The sequence below is a fragment of the Capnocytophaga sp. ARDL2 genome (assembly GCF_041530365.1).
Lineage (GTDB): Bacteria > Bacteroidota > Bacteroidia > Flavobacteriales > Flavobacteriaceae > Flavobacterium.
Window position 1 is genome coordinate 2,006,336 of sequence record NZ_CP168034.1, and the last position, 23,672, is coordinate 2,030,007.

33 protein-coding genes are annotated in these 23,672 nt (G+C 33.2%); 24 read left to right on the forward strand and 9 right to left on the reverse strand.

Features of this window, described 5'->3' with window-relative positions; translation table 11 throughout:
* Positions 1-5: 5 nt before the first annotated feature.
* From AB4865_RS10090 to AB4865_RS10100, 3 genes are read right to left on the reverse strand one after another with little or no spacing between them, the layout of a single operon-like run.
* Complete coding sequence (locus AB4865_RS10090; RefSeq protein WP_372473151.1) at positions 6-500, reverse strand: KdsC family phosphatase; 495 nt, start codon at positions 498-500, stop codon at positions 6-8.
* Positions 490-1,242, reverse strand: a complete 753-nt coding sequence (locus AB4865_RS10095; RefSeq protein WP_372473152.1) for a Rossmann-like and DUF2520 domain-containing protein — start codon at positions 1,240-1,242, stop codon at positions 490-492. Before AB4865_RS10095 ends, AB4865_RS10090 begins: the two co-directional genes overlap by 11 nt.
* Before the next feature lies 1 nt (position 1,243).
* A complete protein-coding gene (locus AB4865_RS10100) occupies positions 1,244-2,482 on the reverse strand; it encodes a TlpA family protein disulfide reductase (RefSeq protein ID WP_372473153.1) in 1,239 nt (412 codons plus the stop codon).
* A gap of 305 nt (positions 2,483-2,787) precedes the next feature.
* Here AB4865_RS10100 and AB4865_RS10105 point away from each other — a divergent pair, with 305 nt between their 5' ends.
* On the forward strand, positions 2,788-3,384 hold the full coding sequence (locus AB4865_RS10105; RefSeq protein WP_372473154.1) for a hypothetical protein: 597 nt from the start codon (positions 2,788-2,790) through the stop codon (positions 3,382-3,384).
* Between the two features lie 43 nt (positions 3,385-3,427).
* Here AB4865_RS10105 and AB4865_RS10110 read toward each other — a convergent pair whose 3' ends face one another.
* Entirely contained in the window at positions 3,428-4,417 is a 990-nt protein-coding gene (locus tag AB4865_RS10110) for a metal-dependent hydrolase (RefSeq protein WP_372473155.1), read from the reverse strand.
* Between the two features lie 103 nt (positions 4,418-4,520).
* Here AB4865_RS10110 and AB4865_RS10115 point away from each other — a divergent pair, with 103 nt between their 5' ends.
* The 10 genes from AB4865_RS10115 to AB4865_RS10160 all read left to right on the forward strand — a co-directional run bounded on the left by AB4865_RS10115 (position 4,521) and on the right by AB4865_RS10160 (position 11,545).
* A complete protein-coding gene (locus tag AB4865_RS10115) occupies positions 4,521-4,694 on the forward strand; it encodes a hypothetical protein (protein ID WP_372473156.1) in 174 nt (57 codons plus the stop codon).
* Between the two features lie 123 nt (positions 4,695-4,817).
* Entirely contained in the window at positions 4,818-5,036 is a 219-nt protein-coding gene (locus tag AB4865_RS10120) for a hypothetical protein (protein ID WP_372473157.1), read from the forward strand.
* A 45-nt stretch (positions 5,037-5,081) separates the two neighbouring features.
* On the forward strand, positions 5,082-5,228 hold the full coding sequence (locus tag AB4865_RS10125) for a hypothetical protein (protein ID WP_372473158.1): 147 nt from the start codon (positions 5,082-5,084) through the stop codon (positions 5,226-5,228).
* 35 nt (positions 5,229-5,263) lie between these two features.
* Positions 5,264-5,452, forward strand: a complete 189-nt coding sequence (locus AB4865_RS10130; RefSeq protein WP_372473159.1) for a hypothetical protein — start codon at positions 5,264-5,266, stop codon at positions 5,450-5,452.
* Positions 5,453-5,949: 497 nt separating this feature from the next.
* Positions 5,950-6,756 (forward strand): outer membrane protein assembly factor BamD, encoded by an 807-nt coding sequence (locus tag AB4865_RS10135; RefSeq protein WP_372473160.1) that lies wholly within the window; start codon positions 5,950-5,952, stop codon positions 6,754-6,756.
* 9 nt (positions 6,757-6,765) lie between these two features.
* Entirely contained in the window at positions 6,766-7,086 is a 321-nt protein-coding gene (locus AB4865_RS10140; protein WP_372473161.1) for a DNA-directed RNA polymerase subunit omega, read from the forward strand.
* 11 nt (positions 7,087-7,097) lie between these two features.
* Complete coding sequence (coaBC, locus tag AB4865_RS10145; protein WP_372473162.1) at positions 7,098-8,297, forward strand: bifunctional phosphopantothenoylcysteine decarboxylase/phosphopantothenate--cysteine ligase CoaBC; 1,200 nt, start codon at positions 7,098-7,100, stop codon at positions 8,295-8,297.
* Entirely contained in the window at positions 8,287-9,174 is an 888-nt protein-coding gene (locus tag AB4865_RS10150) for a DUF4835 family protein (protein WP_372473163.1), read from the forward strand. The genes coaBC and AB4865_RS10150 overlap by 11 nt, the downstream gene beginning before the upstream one ends.
* Before the next feature lie 51 nt (positions 9,175-9,225).
* Positions 9,226-10,872, forward strand: coding sequence for a DNA repair protein RecN (gene recN, locus AB4865_RS10155; protein ID WP_372473164.1), 1,647 nt, complete (start codon positions 9,226-9,228; stop codon positions 10,870-10,872).
* Between the two features lie 7 nt (positions 10,873-10,879).
* Complete coding sequence (locus AB4865_RS10160) at positions 10,880-11,545, forward strand: hypothetical protein (protein ID WP_372473166.1); 666 nt, start codon at positions 10,880-10,882, stop codon at positions 11,543-11,545.
* A gap of 37 nt (positions 11,546-11,582) precedes the next feature.
* Here the strand turns inward: AB4865_RS10160 and AB4865_RS10165 are convergent, their stop codons facing one another.
* Positions 11,583-12,209 carry a hypothetical protein gene (locus AB4865_RS10165; protein WP_372473168.1) on the reverse strand — a complete coding sequence of 209 codons (627 nt, stop codon included), beginning with the start codon at positions 12,207-12,209 and terminating at the stop codon, positions 11,583-11,585.
* A gap of 313 nt (positions 12,210-12,522) precedes the next feature.
* On the opposite strand from AB4865_RS10165, the gene AB4865_RS10170 reads away from it, so the two are divergent.
* The 4 genes from AB4865_RS10170 (at position 12,523) to AB4865_RS10185 (ending at position 15,060) form a co-directional block, all read left to right on the forward strand.
* A complete protein-coding gene (locus tag AB4865_RS10170; protein ID WP_372473172.1) occupies positions 12,523-13,680 on the forward strand; it encodes a class I SAM-dependent RNA methyltransferase in 1,158 nt (385 codons plus the stop codon).
* Between the two features lie 3 nt (positions 13,681-13,683).
* The gene (locus AB4865_RS10175; RefSeq protein WP_372473174.1) at positions 13,684-13,923 is read left to right on the forward strand and encodes a hypothetical protein; all 240 of its coding nucleotides are present in this window, start codon (positions 13,684-13,686) and stop codon (positions 13,921-13,923) included.
* Between the two features lie 93 nt (positions 13,924-14,016).
* On the forward strand, positions 14,017-14,337 hold the full coding sequence (locus tag AB4865_RS10180; RefSeq protein WP_372473176.1) for a YbaB/EbfC family nucleoid-associated protein: 321 nt from the start codon (positions 14,017-14,019) through the stop codon (positions 14,335-14,337).
* A gap of 6 nt (positions 14,338-14,343) precedes the next feature.
* Positions 14,344-15,060 carry a DUF4369 domain-containing protein gene (locus AB4865_RS10185; RefSeq protein ID WP_372473179.1) on the forward strand — a complete coding sequence of 239 codons (717 nt, stop codon included), beginning with the start codon at positions 14,344-14,346 and terminating at the stop codon, positions 15,058-15,060.
* Between the two features lie 133 nt (positions 15,061-15,193).
* Here the strand turns inward: AB4865_RS10185 and AB4865_RS10190 are convergent, their stop codons facing one another.
* The 4 genes from AB4865_RS10190 to AB4865_RS10205 all read right to left on the reverse strand — a co-directional run bounded on the left by AB4865_RS10190 (position 15,194) and on the right by AB4865_RS10205 (position 19,187).
* The gene (locus AB4865_RS10190; RefSeq protein ID WP_372473180.1) at positions 15,194-16,411 is read right to left on the reverse strand and encodes a GDSL-type esterase/lipase family protein; all 1,218 of its coding nucleotides are present in this window, start codon (positions 16,409-16,411) and stop codon (positions 15,194-15,196) included.
* Positions 16,412-16,528: 117 nt separating this feature from the next.
* The gene (locus tag AB4865_RS10195; protein ID WP_372473182.1) at positions 16,529-17,938 is read right to left on the reverse strand and encodes a rhodanese-like domain-containing protein; all 1,410 of its coding nucleotides are present in this window, start codon (positions 17,936-17,938) and stop codon (positions 16,529-16,531) included.
* Positions 17,939-17,963: 25 nt separating this feature from the next.
* Complete coding sequence (locus tag AB4865_RS10200) at positions 17,964-18,758, reverse strand: sulfite exporter TauE/SafE family protein (RefSeq protein WP_372473184.1); 795 nt, start codon at positions 18,756-18,758, stop codon at positions 17,964-17,966.
* A 6-nt stretch (positions 18,759-18,764) separates the two neighbouring features.
* Positions 18,765-19,187, reverse strand: coding sequence for a CBS domain-containing protein (locus AB4865_RS10205; protein ID WP_372473185.1), 423 nt, complete (start codon positions 19,185-19,187; stop codon positions 18,765-18,767).
* A gap of 213 nt (positions 19,188-19,400) precedes the next feature.
* Here AB4865_RS10205 and AB4865_RS10210 point away from each other — a divergent pair, with 213 nt between their 5' ends.
* The 9 genes from AB4865_RS10210 to AB4865_RS10250 all read left to right on the forward strand — a co-directional run bounded on the left by AB4865_RS10210 (position 19,401) and on the right by AB4865_RS10250 (position 23,649).
* Positions 19,401-19,943 carry a hypothetical protein gene (locus AB4865_RS10210; protein WP_372473187.1) on the forward strand — a complete coding sequence of 181 codons (543 nt, stop codon included), beginning with the start codon at positions 19,401-19,403 and terminating at the stop codon, positions 19,941-19,943.
* Between the two features lie 84 nt (positions 19,944-20,027).
* Positions 20,028-20,567 carry a hypothetical protein gene (locus AB4865_RS10215; protein WP_372473188.1) on the forward strand — a complete coding sequence of 180 codons (540 nt, stop codon included), beginning with the start codon at positions 20,028-20,030 and terminating at the stop codon, positions 20,565-20,567.
* 45 nt (positions 20,568-20,612) lie between these two features.
* Entirely contained in the window at positions 20,613-21,152 is a 540-nt protein-coding gene (locus AB4865_RS10220) for a DUF6252 family protein (protein ID WP_372473190.1), read from the forward strand.
* An 84-nt stretch (positions 21,153-21,236) separates the two neighbouring features.
* Positions 21,237-21,776, forward strand: a complete 540-nt coding sequence (locus AB4865_RS10225; RefSeq protein ID WP_372473191.1) for a hypothetical protein — start codon at positions 21,237-21,239, stop codon at positions 21,774-21,776.
* Between the two features lie 84 nt (positions 21,777-21,860).
* Positions 21,861-22,400 (forward strand): hypothetical protein, encoded by a 540-nt coding sequence (locus tag AB4865_RS10230; RefSeq protein ID WP_372473192.1) that lies wholly within the window; start codon positions 21,861-21,863, stop codon positions 22,398-22,400.
* Between the two features lie 84 nt (positions 22,401-22,484).
* Positions 22,485-22,835, forward strand: a complete 351-nt coding sequence (locus AB4865_RS10235; RefSeq protein WP_372473193.1) for a hypothetical protein — start codon at positions 22,485-22,487, stop codon at positions 22,833-22,835.
* Positions 22,836-22,891: 56 nt separating this feature from the next.
* Positions 22,892-23,023, forward strand: coding sequence for a hypothetical protein (locus AB4865_RS10240; protein WP_372473195.1), 132 nt, complete (start codon positions 22,892-22,894; stop codon positions 23,021-23,023).
* Between the two features lie 84 nt (positions 23,024-23,107).
* On the forward strand, positions 23,108-23,521 hold the full coding sequence (locus AB4865_RS10245) for a hypothetical protein (protein ID WP_372473198.1): 414 nt from the start codon (positions 23,108-23,110) through the stop codon (positions 23,519-23,521).
* Positions 23,518-23,649, forward strand: a complete 132-nt coding sequence (locus AB4865_RS10250) for a hypothetical protein (RefSeq protein WP_372473199.1) — start codon at positions 23,518-23,520, stop codon at positions 23,647-23,649. Before AB4865_RS10245 ends, AB4865_RS10250 begins: the two co-directional genes overlap by 4 nt.
* The last annotated feature ends 23 nt before the right edge of the window (positions 23,650-23,672 follow it).

Here is a 23,672-nt window from a genome sequence, read left to right on the forward strand (position 1 = left end):
AGATATTACCATTTTCCTTGCACTTTCATCACTTGTTCTATCACATCACGAACAGCACCTTTTCCACCTTCTTTGTGCGAAATATACTGAGCCACCGCTTTTACTTCGGCTACGGCATCTTGCGGACATGAAGGCAACGCACACTCGTTCATTGGCTCGATATCTGGAATATCGTCGCCCATATACAGCATTTCGTCAAAAGAAATCTTGTATTTTTCAGCTATTTCGTTCAAAACCTTGATTTTGTCTTTAACGCCAAGATGTACTTCTTGCACCCCCAATTTATTTAAGCGTACACGCACACCCTCGTTGGTTCCACCCGAAATAATCACAACGGTATATCCTTTATCGATCGCCGTTTTTATTGCAAAACCGTCTTTGATATTCATCGAGCGCAACAACTGTCCTTCTTCTGTAACCAAAATACTGCCGTCGGTCAATACGCCATCGACATCAAATATAAAAGTGGAAATATTATTTAGTGTATGTTTATAACTCATGTGTTTGAATAATAGAATTTGTCAATAGTTTATATATTTCTTTATACGATTCGTTTTCAATCGTTTGTAAATGTTTTTCTATCACTGTCAAATCTTTTCTCACCGCAGGACCAGTCTGTGCTTGTTTGGGTGAAAGATATTGTATTTTATCTACCGTTTCCTTGATTAGAGGATGTAAAAACTGAAAAGGAATTTGGTTTTTAGAAGCAATATCTTCGCTAATCGTCCACAAATGATTGACAAAATTACAAGCAAAAACAGCGGTTATATGCAGTTGCTTTCTTTGTTGAGAATTGAGAAAACAATACGACGAACTAATCGATTTTGTAAAATGTTCGATAATCTGTCTATCTCTTTCATATTCAACTTCTAAAAAAAAAGAAATTTCTGCGTAATTTATTGTTTTTTCCTTTGAAAATGTCTGCAAAGGATACCAAACCCCTTTCCTATTTTTTGAAGATAAAATTTCCATAGGTTGAGAACCCGAAGTATGCACAACCAACGAATCTTTGTAGGGCAATTGTGTTGAAATCTCAGCAATTGCATCGTCTTTTACAGAGATAATCGTAAGATCTGCAAAAGGCATTTCATCTAATGAAAGAACATTTTCAAAAGGCAAATTTTCCTGTTCAATCGGTGTTCGAGTATAAACCGCTTGTAATTGAAAATCCGTGAGATGTGAAAACATATTTGCAATATGTTGTCCAACATTTCCATAGCCAACAAGATTGATTGTTTTCATATTAATCGAGTTGAATAGTTTCTTTTTGCATATTTACAAAACCTTTTTTTACTGTACCATCTTTGTCGATATAAATGGCACGATTGAGTTTTAATATCACCCAATCTTTTTTCAATTCGTTAAAATGTTTTGCCTGAATGTAACGAAAATCTTTTTGGAAAATCCCTTTGTATTTTTGCAATACATTAGGGTCGTTGTCCACATTGATAGCAACTACATCAAGGTTTAGGTGCCTTTTTTTCAACTCTTTGATTCGTTCGGTACTTGTATTCAAATGTCCCAACATATAGCTACTCCAGAAGAAAATGAGTGTAGGTTTTTGGATAGTTGGCAACAGGTAAAACGATTTACCTTCAACCGAGCGAAACTCAAAATCTTTTAGTTTTTCATGATTTTCAAACGACGCAATACATTTGTTGAGATTTTCAATTTCATCGATTTTCAACTGATCTTTTGCGATTGAAAGATAGTGTTTCATAAATTCATTATTTCTTTCCACATTCTGATCTTCCAACATATACATAAAAGCCAAATCACTCAAAATGCGTTCTTTTACCTTTTGATTGTCAATCATCGAATCCACAATTTGCAAACGCAACAATCCTTTTTCCAATGGCTCGGTTACATTTTTTTCGTAGGAAATCGAAGTCATCAACATGGTTAAATAATGGGTAAACGGCAGATAATTTGAAAATTTCTCTTCGTTGAAATTTACTTTTTTCCTAAAGTCGAAATAGTTTTTAGGCAAAGGGTCGTTTTCCAAATGTTTGTACCTTTTACGAATAAAAGAATAGGCTTCCAAACGAGTGAAATATACATAATCTATCAAGGCTTTTGCATATTGATCAAATTCATTATTCCATGAAATTTCACCTTTACGTTTCTGGTATAATTTTTCTTTTTCCAATTTTACAGAATCGACCGATTTCATAAAATTGTTATAATTTTCTTGAAAAATATCTTGATACGAATTGTTATTTTCGAAGGTTATCGCAAATAATTCAAACAAAAAATTGTTTTTTTCGTTGCCTCTACCGTGAAATGAAGTTAGATTATGAAAATCTTGAGCATTTGCATTTAAATAGATGCTATCGTTGTTTTCAAAATAAATGTATTTGATAAAGTTTTCGTATTTCATCACATACATTCCCTCTTGATAATCTGAAAAACATTTGTGAAACTGATTATTTTCGTTTAAAAACAAAGTATCCAGCACACTATCATCCTTTCCAAATAGCAAATATTTGGTTTTTGCATTAGAAATTTTTCCACCGAAATGAAAAGTTTTTTCCTCGCAAGCAGATTTTTTACAAGACGTAAATATGCTGACAATTGCAATAAATAACAATAAAGAATATGTAGAAAAATAGTAGTTTTTCATAAACAAATACAAAATAGATTTCAAGTAAAGGTAAAAAATAATACTATAAAAAAAGTAATAATGAAAAAGATTAACGATATTTTATAGATATTCACAATTTATTATTTAAAAATAGACTTTTTTTTCGTATATTGCATATTATTAAACATTCACATTATATAATTATGAATAGAATCAAAAAATCAATTTTAGGAATAGCTTTAGTAAGCTCGGCAATTGGATTTTCACAAAACAGTAAACCTTTGTCAATGAAAAACATGTTGAAATTAGGTGTAAACGCTGGTTATTCAGTACCGTCTACCAATGCCGGTATGTCAGTGGGAGCAGATATTACTTATCAATATTTAGTAACACCACATTTTGGATTGGGAGTTGCTACAGGACATACGTATTATTTTGGTAAAGAAAACACGGTAAATAATGTAAAGATTGAAAACAACGATTTTGGTATTGTTCCAGTTGCTGCATTGGTACGTTATTATCCTGCAAAGAAAGGTATTTACTTTGGTGCTGATTTAGGATATAGCTTTATTACTGGAAATAAATATGTTGCAGACAATTTTTCAGTAGAAAGACCAACAGGTGGAGCCTACATAAAACCAGAAATTGGCTATCACAACAGAAATTGGAACGTGGCTCTACAATACCAAAAAGTATTTACAGGAAATAGTGGCGAAATTCTTTCTCAAGATTACAACGTAGGTTCTCTTGGGTTGGGTGTGAACTACAATATTCCATTAGGTAAAAAAGTAAAAAAATAATCCAATAAAAATCAATCCGTTAGCACTAAAATAACGGATTGATTTATTTTAATGGATTCATTATCCTAATCGAAATTTTCTTCAACAATTCCTTTCCATCTCTGTTTTTCTTTGGTTGCTCTTTTACATTCCAAATTCCGTTTTCTTCATTCAACAAATACGAAAAAGCAAATTGATGATCTGATTCTTCATTTTTCAACAAACCAAATCTCATATCATTTACAACCAATCCTTGCGATGATTTTTCCACTGTATATTGTCCTTGTGTGATATTTTTCAATTGTTTTTTCAATGGCAAAGAAACTTCTTTTAAATATTCATGATTTTTATCAAACGACAAAAACGGTTCGATGGATTTATCAAAAATATGCACTTGCGTTAAATAAAACTTTTCATCTGTTTCTACTATCACATTCCACAAAATAGTATTCATAGCTGTAGGTTTTGCAACCATAGAAACAACTTTTTGATTTGTAAACTTATCATTTACTTTTATTTCAATATACTTCTGTATCAATAAAGTAGAAATCAAATAAGCCGTACTACTAATTAATCCTATCCTATTATAAGTCTGATTTGTTTTTTTTATAGACATCCACAATCCAAAGGTCAAAGGTAAACTGTATAACGGATCTATTACAAAAATAGAATGCAAACTCAATTTGTCTGCAAACGGCCAAAATAATTGTGTTCCCCAAGTAGTAAATATATCCAACAATGAATGGGTAAACAATATCACAAACAATGAATAGAATAGTGTTTTGAACGATATGTGATGAAAGATTACAATTTTCCGTAAAAAATAAGCAGAAAAAACACTCAAAAGTACAAAAAACACTATGGAATGACTAAACCCTCTGTGAATCATAACTTCTGTCAATGGGTCTGAGTAAAAAACACGAGCAATCCAAACGTCTAAATCGGGAATCGTACCAAACAATGCACCAATCCACAAGCGGTGTTTGCCCATTTGCTTAGGCAAAGTCAAATAGGCGACAGATGCTCCTAAAACTATTTGTGTAAATGAATCCATGGGAATTTTAGTCGATTTTTTTACAAAAGTAATGGGATTTTTTTCAATTTAATTATTTACCTTTCATGAAAATTTTATTATTCAACTCAATAAAAACGAAATTATGATTGATTACAAGCGTTTTAGAAAAAATAGAAATGTCAATATCCAATACGCTCTTTACGATGACGACGACCATGGTTATGCTACAGGTTTGGTGCTTCGTGAACTTTTAAAACCTGAACATACATTTACCGCTGAACAACTTACTGAAAATAATGAAGAAATATGGAGTTGAAAATCTTGACTCAATGACGAAACTATTTTTGAGGCATTGAGAAATAATCAATCACTAGTAAAACCTGAAAAAGAAGTGTATACTTCTTAGTTTACATTAATAAATTATTGATATTCAGTAGATTTGACAGAAGAGCTAAAAGAATGGGAACAAATTCCTTTTTTGTTTCCAAATAAAGAAATTTCTTTAGAAAACCTCAAAAGATTTTCGGATTCGGAATATTTCCCTCTAATGACAAATATCATAGACGATGATAAATTGCAATTGGAATACTGGCGAAACCATATTTTTGTACGCATTCACAAGTCCTTAAACGAAAAACTTTGGGCAGTTTGTTTCTAACAAAATCAAGATTTTGCAGTCGTTGCAGTCAATGAAAGCGAATTTATGATACAATTTCATAGATTAGGTTATGGAGGATGGTACGAGGTAACACCTAAAGGTTTTCCCAAGGCCTATGAGTTCTATCGTCAGCAATGGGAATATTTAATGTGGGAATATTCAAAAATGGTGCATTATAAGGAAGAAATATAACTTTAAATAAATACCAAGCGGTTTTTGAAATTCCTTTGGTAAAAAAATACGCCAGCGAATATGCTTATGAAAATTCTATCTTGTATTTTGGTGATTATTGCATACAAGCTCGACCTGGGACTGAGAAAAAATGCCTACGATTAACAGTCGCAGGAGGTGGAAAATACGATGAAAATAGAGAGTGGCAACCAACATCCTTCCATTTGGAATACGATGAATTATGAAGACAAAATAAAGCTCTTTACCCAAGATGGCAACGGCTATGAATTCCAGCTTATGAGGTGAGTTATAACGATACAAAAATGTATGCCGAAGCTGCGGAACTATTCGATAGGATAGAAATTTGATTTTCTAAATATGCCATAGAAACAGGCTCAGGTAAAATCATTTATCCAGAAAATTTGGACGAAAATGGAGAGGAAATAGAATAAACAATTGCTTTTTCACGTCCATCTAATAAAACAAAAAATATACCTAATTTTAGACAAAAACAATAGTATTCAATTTTTGAAAAACTATAAAAATAAGAATCATTCTGTTGAAAATAAAGACAAAATTGAATATATCATTAAAAAATAAAAACAAACAACTGTTGAAAAGAAATAATTTTCATTGATATAAAAACAAAAAATAATCACCAAAAAACACATTTCATTTCCAATAAATTAGTATTTTTGCATTTACGAAAAAAAAGAAATATCGTAAAAATCACGAGAAGTATATGAAAAAATGGTATGCAATAGTATTGTTTTCAGCGTATTTGGTTGGTTGTAATACCTATCAAAACGCTTTGAAAGTTGATGACTCTATGTATAAAAACGAAGTAGCGGATCAACTGTTTGAACAAAAAAAATATAAAAAAGCCATTAATCTCTATGCTCAAGTGTTTAGCAAAGAAAAATGGGATCAAAAATTGGCTTCTACTTATTACAAATACGGTAAATCTTTGTATTTAGTAGAAAGATATGAGCTGTCAAGTGCTTTTCTTAAAGGATACAACAACAATTTTCCTTTGAGTCCATTTAGAGAAGAAACCATGTATTTAGAGGCAATGTCTGATTATCACTTATCAGACGATTATTCGCAAGACCAATCCAATACAATCGGAGCTATTGCAAAATTTGAAAATTATTTAGCTCAATTTCCCGAAGGTGAAAATGCTGAAAAAGCAACACAAGCAATTAGCGAACTCAAAGGAAAAATAGAGAAAAAAGCCTACGAAGCAGCAAAGTTGTACAACCAAATTGGTGAATACACACGCGATTACAATGCCGCTATTGTCGCTTTGGACAATTTTCTTTTAGATTATCCAGGATCAAAATATAAAGAAGATGCCTTGTTTTACAAATTTGATTCTGGTTACCGTTTGGCAATGAATAGTGTACAACATAAAAAAGAAGAGCGATTGAAAAACGCAATTTCTTTGTATGAATCACTCATTTCATTCAACGAATCTACAAAATACAAGTCGCAAGCTGACGATATGATTAAAAGAGTACAAAACGAATTGAAACAATTTTCTAAATAGTCAACGAAAATGAATTTAAAAAAGAGTAAAGCACCAGTAAACACGGTAACTTACAACAGAGATGCTGTAGAAGAAGCTACAGGAAATATCTACGAAGCAATCACAATTATCGCAAAAAGAGCAAGCCAAATCAACACCGAAATTAAAAAAGAATTGGTGGACAAATTGGACGAATTTGCTACTTACAGCGATAGCTTGGAGGAAATTTTTGAAAATAAAGAGCAAATCGAAGTGTCTAAATACTACGAAAAATTGCCAAAACCTCAAGCATTGGCTGTTGAAGAATGGTTAAACGGCGAAATTGCTTACAGAGAAAACAAAAAACAATAAACTGATTTGAGATGGTTTTAAGCGGTAAAAAAATAGTACTGGGTATAACTGGTGGTATCGCCGCCTATAAAACCCCAATCTTGATTAGACAATTTATAAAAGCAGGTGCAGAAGTCAAAGTAATAATGACTTCTGCAGCTGCTTCTTTTGTTTCTCCTCTCGTGTTGGCTACACTTTCCAAAAACGATGTCATCACTGATTTTACTTCAGAAAACAACGATTGGAACAATCATGTTGAACTCGCTCTTTGGGCTGATGCTATCATTTTTGCTCCACTCACTCTCAACAATTTGGGCAAAATGGCTAATGGCTTGTGCGACGAATTTCTTCAAGCCGTTTACTTTTCTGCCAAATGTCCAGTGTTTTTTGCTCCTGCAATGGATTTGGATATGTACCAACATCCAACTACTGAGCAAAATATCAACTTGCTAAAATCTTTTGGAAATATCGAAATCGAAGCCGAAGAAGGCGAATTAGCCTCTGGATTGATTGGTAAAGGTCGAATGGCAGAACCTGAAACGATTTTTCAATCGGTGGTAGATTTTTTTACTCAAAAACAGACACTTACTGATAAACATTTCCTCATTACCGCTGGTCCAACCTACGAAGCTATAGACCCTGTGCGTTTTGTAGGTAATCATTCTACAGGAAAAATGGGCTATGATTTGGCATTAGAAGCTGCCAATCAAGGTGCAAAAGTTATCTTGGTTTCTGGCCCCTCTTACCTAAAAATCAATCATCCAAATGTGCAATTAATCAAAATTCAATCGGCTCAGCAAATGTTGGAAATATGTGAACAAAATTTCCCAACTACTGATGTATTTATTGCAGCTGCAGCTGTAGCTGATTATCGACCAAAAAATATTGCAACCCAAAAAATTAAGAAAAACAAAGATTCATTTATCATAGAATTAGAAAAAAATCCCGATGTTTTGGCTACCTTAGGCAATAAAAAAACACATCAATTTGTGGTGGGATTTGCCTTGGAAACCGAAAATGAAATCGAAAATGCCAAAGGAAAAATTCAAAGAAAAAATCTAGATCTGATTGTCCTCAATTCGCTCAACGACAAAGGAGCAGGTTTTGGACATCCTACTAATAAGGTAACTTTTATCGATAGGAAAATGAATATTTTTCCTCAGGAATTAAAATCAAAAAAAGAAGTTGCCAAAGATATTATCAACCAAATCATCAATTATTATGAAAAATAAATGGATTTTTAGTGTAATTGTTCTCATCTTTTCAGGAGTATCTTATGCTCAAGAATTGAATTGCAATGTAGTAATCAATCACGACAAATTAGCTCAGTCCAATACTCAAATTTTCAAGGCATTGGAATCTTCTGTGCGTGATTTTATGAACAATACAAAGTTTACTTCGTACGAGTTCGCTACAAATGAAAAAATCGACTGTCAATTGATTTTCAACATTGTAGGCTACGAAAACAATAGCTTTACAACCACATTGACGGTTGGTTCATCACGCCCTATCTACAATAGCAATTACAACTCTCCAGTGTTTTCGTATAGCGAAGAAGGTGTAGTATTTCGTTATATAGAATTTGAACCTATTGTGTATTCCGAAAATGCCTATACCTCTGAATTGGCTGCCCTCCTATCTTTTTATGCCAATCTTTTTATAGGTCTGGATGGAGATACATTTGCTGCTAATGGTGGAACAGAAAATCTGAACAAAGCACGAGCAATCATGCAATTTGCACAGGCAAACGGAGGATCAGGTTGGCAACAAGGTTCATCAACCAACAACAGATATTATTTAATAACTGATATATTATCAACGCAATTTTCGAGTTATCGTCAAGCCTTATATCAATATCATATCAACGGAATCGATTTGTTGGCAAGCGAACCAGAAAGAGCGAAAAAGAATATGAATAACGCATTCAAATTGCTAAACAACAATCACAACACCAGACCAAACAACCTTACTAACCAATTGTTTTTCAATGCAAAAGCAGATGAAATCATCAATATATATTCAGGAGGACCAGAATTTGATAAAAAAGAATTGGTAGAATTATTAAATAAAATCAACCCTGGTAACAGTATGAAATGGTACCGTTTGTAGTGACAAATCGCAATTTGCCCCTACCGTTATATTATCAATGAAATAAATTTTATGTTAACAAAATTAAACATCAAAAATTTCGCATTAATCAGCCATACTACGGTTGATTTTTTTTCCGATTTTTCAATTATTACAGGAGAAACAGGTGCAGGAAAATCTATTATATTGGATGCATTGGGATTGGTTTTAGGAAAAAGAGCCGATTTAAATGCCTTGCGTGACAAAAAAGAAAAATGTGTAATTGAGGCTGTTTTTTCGATTGAAAATTATCCTTTACAAGCATTTTTTAATGAGAATGATTTGGATTACGAAACAGAAACCGTGATTCGTAGAGAAATTTTACCTTCTGGAAAATCGCGTGCGTTTGTCAATGATACCCCTGTAGCATTGGCTACTTTGCAAGAATTAGGAAATTTTCTCATCGATATTCATTCCCAACATCAAACACAGGAATTATTTGACGAAAATTACCAATTACAATTGGTTGATGCATTTGCTAAAACTGATTCGTTGATAGAAAATTATAAAATCGAGGGAAAATCATATAAAAATTTGTTGAAAGAACTCGAACATCTAAAAGAAACACAAGACCAATTGACCAAAGAATTGGATTACAACAGTTTTCTTTTAGAGGAATTGTCACAGCTCAATTTGCAAAAAGACGAAGAAGAAGAATTGAAAGAAGAGGAAAATCTATTATCAAATGTAGAACGTATTCAAGAGGGTTTTTCGACAGTTTTACAATTGTTTTCGGAAGAAAATTATGGAATTTTAGAACAATTGAGAGAAATAAAAAATCAATTGAATAAATTGGACAATTTCTCAGATTTGTCGCAGCGAGTAGCTTCTGCTGAAATCGAATTGCAGGATATTTCACAAGAAATCCATCAAAAAACAGACGGATTGGTTGCCGATCCACAACGATTGGAGTTTATCCAAACTAGATTACAAACTATCGAGCAATTGTACCGTAAACACAAGGTACAAACCATCGCCGAATTGTTGGAAATACAAGAAGATTTGTCGGAAAAAGTTCAAAAAGGACATTTCATCGACCACGAAATCGAAGCAAAACAAAAAGAGTGTACAGCACAAAAAACAAAAGTAGATACAATAGCAAAAAAATTGCACGAAAAACGCTGTGAAGTATTGCAAACTTTGGAACAATCGATTCAAGAAAAATTACAACCGTTGGGAATGCCCAATGCCAAATTTCAATTTGAACTCACCTCAACAGATCAATATTTTTCCACAGGAAAAGACCAATTGCAACTGTTATTTTCTGCCAACAAAGGAATGGATTTTGGTTTGTTAAAAAAAACAGCCTCAGGCGGAGAATTGTCGAGAATTATGTTAGTAGTAAAATCTATTTTGGCGAGTAAAAGTCAGTTGCCAACCATTATTTTTGATGAGATAGACACAGGAGTTTCAGGCGAAGTAGCCGACAAAATGGGAAATATTATGAAAGAAATGGCGGGGTATATGCAGGTATTTGCCATTACACATTTACCACAAGTGGCAGCTAAAGGAACACAACATTACAAGGTTTACAAACACGACCAAAACGACAAAACCATATCAGAATTAATAGCTTTGGATACAAAAAATCGAGTAAAAGAAATCGCACAAATGCTTTCTGGAACATCGATTACCGATGCGGCACTGCAACAAGCGAGAGAGTTGTTGGGAAAAAATTAGTTGACTTATGAAAACTATCCTAATTACCTTTTTAGCGAGTTTATTTTTTATCAAATGTGAAAGAAAATCAAAGACAAATGAAAGTTCAGAATCATCCAACGATACTCTATTGGTAAAACATGAGATAGAAATAGACACAACAAAAAATTATTATCAAAAAAAGCAAACTGATTATTTTTGGATTTTAGCACAAGACACTATGGGTTTGCAACTAAATGTGAATAAATCATACGGCACAACAAACAATATTTGGATTGGGATACATCACGAAAAACCTTTGAATTTCACTTATGTTATAAAGAAAATAAACGAAGCCATACCAATGATTTTGGAAGATTTTGATTTAAATGAAATGAGTGCAATTTATTTTAAAACACCTATGTATTATCCAGATTTGTCATGGGAAATTTATGAAAAATATCAGCCATATTTTGGAGAAAAAGAAATAAGACAACACCAATTGACTGACTTTCTAAAAACAACAACTATTGATAATCAACTAAATAGCTTACTAACACCATTCAACAAAAAAGTTTTTTCATATAGCATTGAAAAATTACATAAATCTAAAAAAGAAAATTTTCAGAATTATGTTGAAGACTATGATCTTTCAGAATATCCAGATTTTGTCTTTTATGGTGGTGGATTGTATGTACAATTTAAAGAAAAATAACAAATAAAAGTGCTGATTTTCATCAACACACTTTATTTTATTTAAAAATCAAAATCATTCGTTCGGAAGTTTCTTTGTTGAATTTGTGCAGTTTGTAATCCGAGAAAACATCTAATAAATACATTTCGTTTTCTTCTAAAATTTGTTCAATATCGTTTAGAGATATTACAGGATATTCATCTTTTTTATCAATTAAAATAGCTCCTTCACTTTCAACTTTTAATGAATATTCCATCAAATCTCCCTTTCTCTTCACATTTGTCAAGGCTTTCACTCCTTCATTTTCAAATTCGCTTTCAATACCCTTTATATAATCTTCGCAATCTGGATTGTCCATTTCTAATACAATCAATCCAAATTCGGTAATCGAATTTTTAAACTTTTGAATCAATTCTACAAATTGCCCTTTCGATTCAAATCGTGAAATAATCGAAATATTAAAAATGGTATCGTATTTTTCATTGAATACTTTCTCATTGAATCTATCGTCTTCTCCATTGTCGTAAAGTACTACTTCACAACCAATGTCTTCTTTCAATAATTCCAAATAATTAGTCAATCGATTCATATTCAAAACCTTTGACTCTTCCGAAAGATTGACATATTGCAACAAAGGATCTATTTCACTGAGAAACTCTCTATACACTTCTATATTTTTTTCCATTTTGTAGTCTATAAATTTATTTACCCAACAAAATTACATTATTTTTGCAGTTTACAGAAATTAAAGACATAATATTGTGGGATATTTTTACACCTACGGTGTTTGAGATGGCACGAATTACATGAATTTCGATGAATTATTATTCATAATTAATTAGTGTAATTTGATTCTCAACATTCGAGAGAAATCCTCAGTTCTTGGCTTATAATAAACAATGTATGTAATTGTACTCCGTACTGTTAGGCAAAGTCTTGGGGGTGAAATAAAAAATTTGTGAAAATTAGTGTAATACGTGGCTAAAAAAAAATAACAAATGAAAAACTTTCAAATGGTAGCCAAAACCTTTTTTGGTTTTGAAGATATATTGGCGGAAGAACTCCTACAATTGGGAGCCCAAAAGATTGAAAAAGGTACGCGTATGGTGAGTTTTCAAGGAGACAAAGGTTTTATGTACAAAGCCAATCTTGCCTTACGTACAGCTTTGAAAATTTTGAAACCTATCAAACAATTCAAGGTCTATAACGAAAAAAGTTTGTATAACGGTATCAAAAGCATCGATTGGTCGAAATATTTGAAACTACACCAATCGTTTGTGATTGATGTCACGGTAAATTCAGAGCAGTTTACACATACACAATTTGTTGCCTTGAAATCTAAAGATGCGATTGTCGATCAATTTAAAGAAAATTTTGACGACAGACCTGACATCGACAAAGAATATCCCGATTTGCGTATTCATGTACATATTCAAAAAGACCAATGTACCGTATCTTTGGACAGTTCGGGCGAATCTTTGCACCACCGAGGCTACCGTACTGCAACCAATATCGCACCCATCAACGAGGTATTGGCTGCAGGAATTTTGCTATTGAGCGGATGGAGTGGTAACAGTGATTTCTTAGACCCAATGTGTGGTTCTGGAACATTTTTGGTCGAAGCGGCTATGATTGCTTGTAATATTCCACCCAATATCAACAGAAAGGAATTTGCTTTTGAAAAATGGAACGATTGGGATGCCGATTTGTTTGAAACCATCGAGGAAAGTTTATTAAAAAAAATCAAAGATTTCCCATACACATTGACAGGTTTTGACAAAGCACCATCGGCTGTAAAAAAAGCCATTGACAATATCGAAAATGCCAATTTGAGTGAATACATCGAGGTAAAACACGAGAATTTCTTTGAAACCAAAAAAGAAGAAAATCGTCCGTTGCACATCGTATTCAATCCGCCGTATGGAGAACGATTGAATATCGAATTGGAAAGATTTTACAAAGAAATTGGCGATACGCTAAAACAAGGTTATCCAGATACTCAAGCGTGGTTTATCACTGGAAATATCGAAGCCTTGAAATATGTAGGATTGAAACCCTCGAGAAAAATCAAACTCTTTAACGGAAAGTTGGAATCTCGTTTGGTAAAATATGAAATGTATGCAGGAAGTAAAAAACAAAAATATCAAAATCAATAAGTTATGAACAAAAAAACGAAATCCTATATCGTATCATTTCTTTGCTTTTTCGTAATTTTTATTGTCATTCGTACAATATTGAGCGAATTGCAATTAGCTGAAGGAATTTGGCTACCAATTGTAAGTGCTTTGATTACGAGTTTCATAGCACCCCAATTTAAAGTTTTTCGCATCGACGGAAAAGACATCATTTATGTTGCTTGGATTTTTTCAAAAAAAGGAAGAGCATTGCCTTGGTTGTAGAGCAAGGTACAGAATATTAAGTATCCCGAAAGACTCGGGACAGGCAATAAAGTATTAAGATTTAAGAATTTTCAATTTTAAAATAAAAAAACTATGTTTGATTTAATGGGAATGATGGGCAAATTGCAAGAAGCCCAAAGTAAAGTAGAAGAAACAAAAAAACGTTTAGACACCGTATGGGTGGACGAATCTTCGTCTGATGGATTACTAAAAGTAACGGTTACAGCCAATCGTCAAATCAAATCATTAACAATTTCACCAGAATTGTTGGAAGATGCTGAGCAATTAGAAGATTATTTAGTAATGGTATTAAACAAAGCCTTGACAAAGGCAGAACAAATCCACGAAACAGAAATCGCTGCTGTTGCAAAAAACAATATGCCGAATATTCCAGGAATGGATCTATTTAAATAAAATAAAATGAAAAAAAGAGCTATCTTTTCACTATTGTCGGCTACTGTTTTATCTTGCTCACAATCTCCTAAAGGAAATACAGTAGTAAAAGGCGAAATCGAAGGATTGAAACAAGGAACCCTGTACATACAGAAGTTGGCAAACAACCAATTGCAAACAGTAGATAGTGCTGTGGTTTCCAAAACCTCAACATTTGAAACTTCATTTGATTTAGATGAAGCTGAAGTGTTGTATTTGACCTTAGACAGAGGACAAACCATTTCAGAAGACAATCATATCTTATTTTTTGCAGAACCAGGAAAAATCACTATCAACACTACTTTGGAGCATTTTTCGTATGACGCAACTGTATCTGGGTCGAAAACTCATGAAGATTTGAAAAAATATTACATCTCTAAAAAACAATGGATAGACCGTAAAAATGAATTAATCAAAGAGCAATTGAATGCCGCTAAAAATAAAAATACTCAAAAATCTGATGAATTGCACAAAGCTATCATCAATAATGATCAAAGAATAATGCTCAATGCTGTTCAGTACTCTCTAAAAAATCCAGAAAGTATTGCTTCTGCATATATTACATTAACAGACGTATTACCATTGAGTGACAAATATTTAGACACCATCTACAATAGTTTACGTGCAGATGTTAAAAAACATAAATATGCTCAACTCATCAATGAATATCTGACTCATTCAAAGTCTGATGTAAATATCAGATAAAATAAAAAAAGAGGTTGTTCTTACGAGTAGAACAACCTCTTTTTACATTTGATTTGTTAGAATTTCTTTTAATAAAGAATAATCATGTTTTTCCAATTTCAATTATTGGATAAACATCCAATATCCCTCACCCCTATTCCACTATTAATTTTCTAAAAAAACTACCTCCGTTGTGTGTAGTAAATTTCAACAGATAGGTTCCTTTTTCCAAAAGCGAAATATCTATCAATGGAGATTCAACTACTTTGTTAAACATTTGTTTTCCTGCAATATCAAAAATTTGTACTACATGGATTTCCTCCCATTTTTCTACTATTATAAAATCTTTTGCAGGATTGGGATATATAGCAAAACCCTCAATTTCTACCGATTGTGTACTTAATGAAACTATTTGTACTTTTTTGGTTAGTGAATAGGTACAACCGTCTTTTGACAGCTGTAATTTTATTTCCTTTTCCCCTACCGAATCAAAGGTATGGGTATCATTGTCCAATGTTGTTTCTACTCCATCGATATGCCAACTAAAAGCATCGTATCCAATAGAATTGTTTTCTAAAGTTACGGTAGCATTGGTTACAGTTACCTGAAAATCAACATAGGTTTGCGATCCTATACGCCATTCACTTAAGGAATTGAATACGGTATCATCTGCTAAAGTTTGTAAATAATGAGCTAAAGTTTCGTCTGTGCCTACAAAAGTAGATGGATATACAGGCGCTGCAAACAAAGTAGTATAAACAGACGCAGCTACCAAATACGAACCGTAGTAATTGGGATGTACATCGTTGTACATCGGGTGCAACAAAAGATTTTGATTGTCGGTATAATGGGCTCTAAAAGCTTCGCCTGCTGGAATATACGGTACATTCAACGCAGTGGCAATAGTGGTAATGGTATTTTTTATAGCCGTTTGCGTTTGAAAATACAAATTGAAATTTGGTTGATTATTGGGAGCAGGTATTCCATTGGAAACCTCGTAAATAAAAATTCTTGCACATTCGTTTTGAGCTTTTACCAAATTGACAATCGTCTGTGCGTGTTGAATGGTCTGATTTACAGGTACTTGACCTCCAGATTCGGCTGTACCAGGTTGTATGATTACGATATCCCAATCCAACGAATTGATTTTGTTATGCAAGGCTGTCTGTGCTGAAAGATACGCCAAACCAGCTCCACCAATCGTAAAAGAATCGACATATACATCTTTGCCTTTACTCTCCGCCAATTGACGAAACAACTGTGGCATACCGTTGTAATAAGTCATGCTATTTCCGATAAATAATATGTTTTCCTGTGCAAGGATAAGTGATGTTTGCAATAAAAATGCAAAAAAGAATAATGTTTTTTTCATGATATTATTTTTACTTGGTAAAACTAAGGATATTTTTCAAAATAAAAAAATCGCCAAAGACATCATATTACTGATTTCTTTAGCAATTCGTATTTATTGTGAGCAAACTACTTGCTACTATTTAGTTGAACAAGAAGAAACACATGCTTGAGTTTCGATAGGCAATTGTGTAGTTTTGATTTGTCCAAAACCTCCGATTACATCGATCATATTGTGATACCCTCTTGCTTTCAAAATCGAAGCGGCAATCATTGAGCGATATCCTCCAGCACAGTGCAAATAAGTGGTCTCTTTTTCAGGAAAATCTGCAATGTGTTCATTGATATAATCCAAAGGGATATTTGGTACTTTAGTAACATGGGCTGAGTTGTATTCACCTGGTTTTCTTACATCGATGATTGGTTGTTTTCCTTCGTTGTAGATTTCTTCCAACTGTGCAGCTGTAATCCTCTGAATAGAATCTGTCTGCATTCCGTCTTTTTTCCATTGTTCAATTCCACCTTTTAGATATCCCAAAGTATTGTCATATCCTACACGAGCCAAACGCGTTATGGTTTCTTGTTCTCTTCCTTCTGGAGTTACTAACACGATATTTTGTTGAATATCTGGAATCAAAGCACCCACCCACGGAGCAAATCCACCGTCAATTCCGATGAAAATAGACCCCGGAATATGCTCTTTTGCAAAGCTATCTGCATCACGTACATCCAATATCAAGGCATCGTCTGCTGCTCTTTTAAACTCTTCTGAACTAAACGCTTGATTTTTATTTAGCACACTATCAATAGAAGGATAACCTTCTTTGTTTAAACGCACATTTTCTGGAAAATACGCCGGTGGAGGCAACAATCCGTCTGTTACTTCTTTTACAAATTCTACTTCAGTCATATCAGCACGCAACGCATAATTTGTTTTCTTTTGTTCTCCCAAAGTTCCTACAGTTTCTTTGCTCAAATTTTTTCCACAAGCCGAACCTGCACCGTGAGCTGGATATACGATTACCTCATCTTCCAACGGCATGATTTTATCTCTCAAACTGTGGAATAAAGTAGCTGCCAATTGCTCTTGCGTCATATTTGCAGCTTTTTGAGCCAAATCGGGTCTTCCTACATCACCCAAAAACAAAGTATCTCCACTGAAAATCGCATGATTTTTTCCTGTAGTATCTTTCAACAAATAAGTAGTACTCTCCATTGTATGCCCTGGAGTATGCAAAGCTACAATTTCAATATCCCCCAATTTAAAAACTTCGCCATCTGTTGCAATATGTGCGTCAAATTTTGGATTGGCTGTTGGTCCATAAACGATTTTAGCTCCTGTTTTTTCAGCCAGTGTAACATGTCCGCTTACAAAATCTGCATGAAAATGCGTTTCGAAGATGTATTTGATTTTTGCTCCTGCTTGATTGGCTTTATCAATATATGATTGTACCTCACGCAATGGATCGATAATAGCTACTTCGCCATTACTTTCGATATAATATGCTCCTTGAGCTAAACATCCTGTGTAAATTTGTTCTATTTTCATTAATTGTAATTATTATTAGTTATTGTTAAAAAATTTCTTTCCTTAATATAAAAATTGCCATTGCTAAAATAAACCAACCAAATATTTTTTTCAATTTGGCATCTACTATTTTCTTTGACCATCTGATTCCGACAAAAATACCGATAATTGAGCAGAAACAAAACATTAGTAAAAACGTCCAGTCGATAGTCAAGTGCTTTACATCACCTAAAAAACCAATCAATGATTGAATAGCAACGATAATTAGGGAAGTTCCCATTGCTTTTCGAATGGGCAATTTTGCAAACATCATCAAAGCTGGTACTATCAAAAATCCGCCACCTGCTCCTACCAATCCTGCTACCAATCCTACAATACCCCCCTGTAGTACAATCCAAAAATGATTGATTTCTTGGTTATCATCTTGAGTAACTCTCACTTTGTTTTGAATCATTTTCAAAGCCGAAAACAGCATCACTATAGCAAACAACACCATAATAAAGGTGTTTTTGGAAAAGGAAATCGTTTCGGACAATCGTATCGTTTCGGATATTGCAGGAACAATCACCGAGCGTGTCATAAATACTGTGAGCAACGATGGTATTCCGAAAAGCAATGCTGTATTAAAATCGATATTTTTATCTTTAGAATTGAGAACACTCCCTGTCAATGCGGTACTTCCGACGATAAAAAGTGAATAGGCTGTAGCTACAACAGGCTGAACCCCAACAATATATACCAAAATCGGTACAGTAAGTATAGAACCTCCACTCCCCATAAATCCCAAAGTAATACCAACAAAAAAAGACAGTAGCAATCCTATGGTAGTAGGTAAATCCATAATCTTTTATTCCGAAAACTGACTGATTAGATAATTGATCAAATCTGTGGTAGTAATCATTCCTACAATTTGCTCTTCTTGTACTACAGGCAATGCTCTAAAATCATGAGAGTTCAAAATTTCCGCTGCTTCTTTGATTGTTGTATAGTGAGGAATCGAAATTACATCTTTGGTCATTACTTGTTCAATAGAAAACATATTGAAAACCGTCGTTTCTACACATTCATCGTCATCGCTAAAATCTGCAAAAGAAGCCTTCAATAAATCGGTATAACTCAACATACCCACAATTTTATTTGCAGAAACTACAGGAATATGTCTGATTTTATGATTTTTAAACAATTGTTCAGCTTTTGACAAAGAATCGCTAAGATTTAACTTTACGATTTCTTTACTCATGATATCCGATACTGGAACTTTTATTTTCATTTCTTTTGTTTTAAATCTCCTCAAATTTACGAAAAAAATATGGTTATATACTATGTATTCACACTTTTTAAAAACTTTTTCGGTTCAATAGTTTCTTTATCTCTAAACATGAACTGTAAAAAAGTTGAAAATCTTTTATTTTAAAAAACAATAATTTTAACATTCTTTCTAAAAACATTTTAATAATTTTACCAATAACTAAAAAAACTCATTATGAAAAAACTTATTTTACTTACTATTTCTTTACTGTGTTTAGTATCATGTAAAGAAGACGAAAAACCAATTGATATCGACCCTGTAGATTTATTACCTCCAGCTACGCAACACGGTGCTGTAATGTTTGCTTGTACAGTAAATGGTGAACCCTACATTTGCAAAGGATATGACCAAGTAACCAGCTACTACCAATGGGTAAATGGTGGATATGGATTTGTTGTTACAGGTAGAAAAAAAACAAATCTAATTTGGACAATTACAATAGGGAATCGAGGTAACTCTCCCATACAGATGGGTACATTTATATTAAATCACGAAAATCCAGGTTATGCTGGAGGGGGGGGGGTAATAGGAGGAGTAAACAATTCCTATCAAACATCCCTGACTACTAACATATACACAGGAGAAATGACAATAACAAAGTTTGATTTACAAAACGAAATCGTGTCAGGAACTTTTTGGTTTGATATAGAAAACCCATGGACAGGCGAGACTATTGAAATCCGAAATGGTCGCTTTGATACACATTTTTCTCAATAATAAAAAATGCTAATAATTTTCAAAATTTAACATTTTTATAAAAATATTTTTATAGCTTTACAAATAATTCAAAACCTTTTCATTATGAAAAAACTTATTTTACTTACTATTTCTTTACTGTGTTTAGTATCATGTAGAGAAGACGAAAAACCAATTGATATCGACCCTGTAGATTTATTACCTCCAGCTACCCAACACGGTGCTGTAATGTTTGCTTGTACAGTAAATGGTGAACCCTACATCTGCAAAGGCTACGACCAAGTAACTAGCTATTACCAATGGGTAGATGGTGGCTATGGGTTTATCGTAAGAGGAAGAAAAAAAACAGATTTAATGAGGAGTGTAGCTCTATTTAATCGACAACATGCTCCAATGGAAATAGGCACATTTATACTTAATGGCGAAACACCTGGTTACGGAGGGGGGGGGTATATAATCCGAGAATTTAATCAAATAGAAATATCCAGAACTAATTCAAAGTACACAGGAGAAATGACAATAACCAAATTTGATTTAGAAAACGAAATAGTATCAGGAACTTTTTGGTTTGATATCGAAAATCCTTGGACAGGTGAGACTATTGAAATCAGAAATGGTCGTTTTGATACGCATTTTTCTCAATAACAGAAAATACAAATATTTTCATAATCAATTAAAAATCTTCACATTATGAAACATTTTATTTTACTTACTATTTCTTTACTGTGTTTAGTATCATGTAGAGAAGACGAAAAACCAATTGATATCGACCCTGTAGATTTATTACCTCCAGCTACCCAACACGGTGCTGTAATGTTTGCTTGTACAGTAAATGGAGAACCTTACATCTGCAAAGGCTACGACCAAGTAACCAGCTACTACCAATGGGTTAATGGTGGGTATGGTTTTGTTGTAACTGGTAGTAAAAAAACAGAATTAATGTTAACGGTTGGATTGTTTAATCGTGAACATGCTCCAATAGAATTAGGTACATTTATTCTTAATGATGAAAAACCTGGTTATGGGGGGGGGGGGCATGTTAGAAAACAAACATTACAAACTAATGTTTCATACACTAATTCAATATATACCGGTGAAATGACAATTACCAAATTTGATTTACAAAACGAAATTGTTTCTGGAACTTTTTGGTTTGATATCGAAAACCCATGGACAGGCGAGACTATTGAAATCCGAAATGGTCGCTTTGATACACATTTTTCTCAGTAATAAAAAATGCTAATAATTTTCAAAATTTAACATTTTTATAAAAATATTTTTATAGCTTTACAAATAATTCAAAACCTTTGCATTATGAAAAAACTTATTTTACTTACTATTTCTTTACTGTGTTTAGTATCATGTAAAGAAGACGAAAAGCCGATAGATATTGACCCTGTAGATTTATTACCACCTGCTACGCAACACGGTGCAGTGATGTTTGCTTGTACAGTAAATGGTGAACCCTACATCTGCAAAGGCTACGACCAAGTAACTAGCTATTACCAATGGGTAGATGGTGGCTATGGGTTTATCGTAAGAGGAAGAAAAAAAACAGATTTAATGTGGAGTGTAGCTCTATTTAATCGACAACATGCTCCAATGGAAATAGGCACATTTATACTTAATGGCGAAACACCTGGTTACGGAGGGGGGGGGTATATAATCCGAGAATTTAATCAAATAGAAATATCCAGAACTAATTCAAAGTACACAGGAGAAATGACAATAACCAAATTTGATTTAGAAAACGAAATAGTATCAGGAACTTTTTGGTTTGATATCGAAAATCCTTGGACAGGCGAGACTATTGAAATCCGAAATGGTCGCTTTGATACACATTTTTCTCAGTAATAAAAAATGCTAATAATTTTCAAAATTTAACATTTTTATAAAAATATTTTTATAGCTTTACAAATAATTCAAAACCTTTGCATTATGAAAAAACTTATTTTACTTACAATTTCTTTACTGTGTTTAGTATCATGTAAAGAAGACGAAAAACCAATAGATATTAACCCTGTAGATTTATTACCACCTGCTACGCAACACGGTGCTGTAATGTTTGCTTGTACAGTAAATGGAGAACCCTACATCTGCGAAGGCTACGACCAAGTAACCAGCTACTACCAATGGGTTAATGGTGGATATGGATTTGTTGTAACAGGAATTAAAGAAACCAATTTATTATATACTGTTGGGATATATAATAGAGGAAATGCTCCCATTGAACAAGAAACATATTTTCTAAATGGGGAAAACCCAGGTTATGGAGGAGGGGCTGGAGTTACTAGAAATTTAAATGAATTGGAGGGGAGTAAAACGGATTCAATATACATCGGCGAAATGACAATAACCAAATTTGATTTAGAAAACGAAATCGTATCAGGAACTTTTTGGTTTGATATAGAAAACCCTTGGACAGGCGAAACCATTGAAATCAGAAATGGTCGTTTTGATACGCATTTTTCTCAGTAATAAAAAATGCTAATAATTTTCAAAATTTAACATTTTTATAAAAATATTTTTATAGCTTTACAAATAATTCAAAACCTTTGCATTATGAAAAAACTTATTTTACTTACTATTTCTTTACTGTGTTTAGTATCATGTAGAGAAGACGAAAAACCAATTGATATCGACCCTGTAGATTTATTACCACCTGCTACACAACACGGTGCAGTGATGCTTGCTTGTACAGTAAATGGTGAACCCTACATCTGCAAAGGCTACGACCAAGTAACTAGCTATTACCAATGGGTAGATGGTGGCTATGGGTTTATCGTAAGAGGAAGAAAAAAAACAGATTTAATGAGGAGTGTAGCTCTATTTAATCGACAACATGCTCCAATGGAAATAGGCACATTTATACTTAATGGCGAAACACCTGGTTACGGAGGGGGGGGTATGTAAGAAAAGGAATTAATCAATTAGAATCATCAAAAACAGATTCTAATTACACTGGCGAAATGACCATAACAAAATTCGATTTGTCTAATGAAATCGTATCAGGAACTTTTTGGTTTGATATAGAAAACCCTTGGACAGGTGAGACAATTGAAATCAGAAATGGTCGTTTTGATACACATTTTTCTCAGTAATAAAAAATGCTAATAATTTTCAAAATTTAACATTTTTATAAAAATATTTTTATAGCTTTACAAATAATTCAAAATCTTCACATTATGAAACATTTTATTTTACTTACTATTTCTTTACTGTGTTTAGTATCATGTAAAGAAGACGAAAAACCAATTGATATCGACCCTGTAGATTTATTACCTCCAGCTACCCAACACGGTGCAGTGATGTTTGCTTGTACAGTAAATGGTGAACCCTACATTTGCAAAGGATATGACCAAGTAACCAGCTACTACCAATGGGTTAATGGTGGGTATGGATTTGTTGTAACTGGTAGAAAAAAAACTGATTTAATGTTGACAGTTGGATTATTTAATCGCCAACATGCTCCAATAGAAATAGGTACATTTATTCTTAATGGCGAAACACCTGGTTATGGGGGGGGGGGGGAGATGTTAGAAGACAAACGTTACAAACTAATGTTTCGTACACTAATTCAATATATACAGGTGAAATGACAATAACCAAATTTGATTTAGAAAACGAAATAGCATCAGGAACTTTTTGGTTTGATATCGAAAATCCTTGGACAGGTGAGACAATTGAAATCAGAAATGGTCGTTTTGATACGCATTTTTCTCAATAATATTAATTTTAAAATTTTTGTAC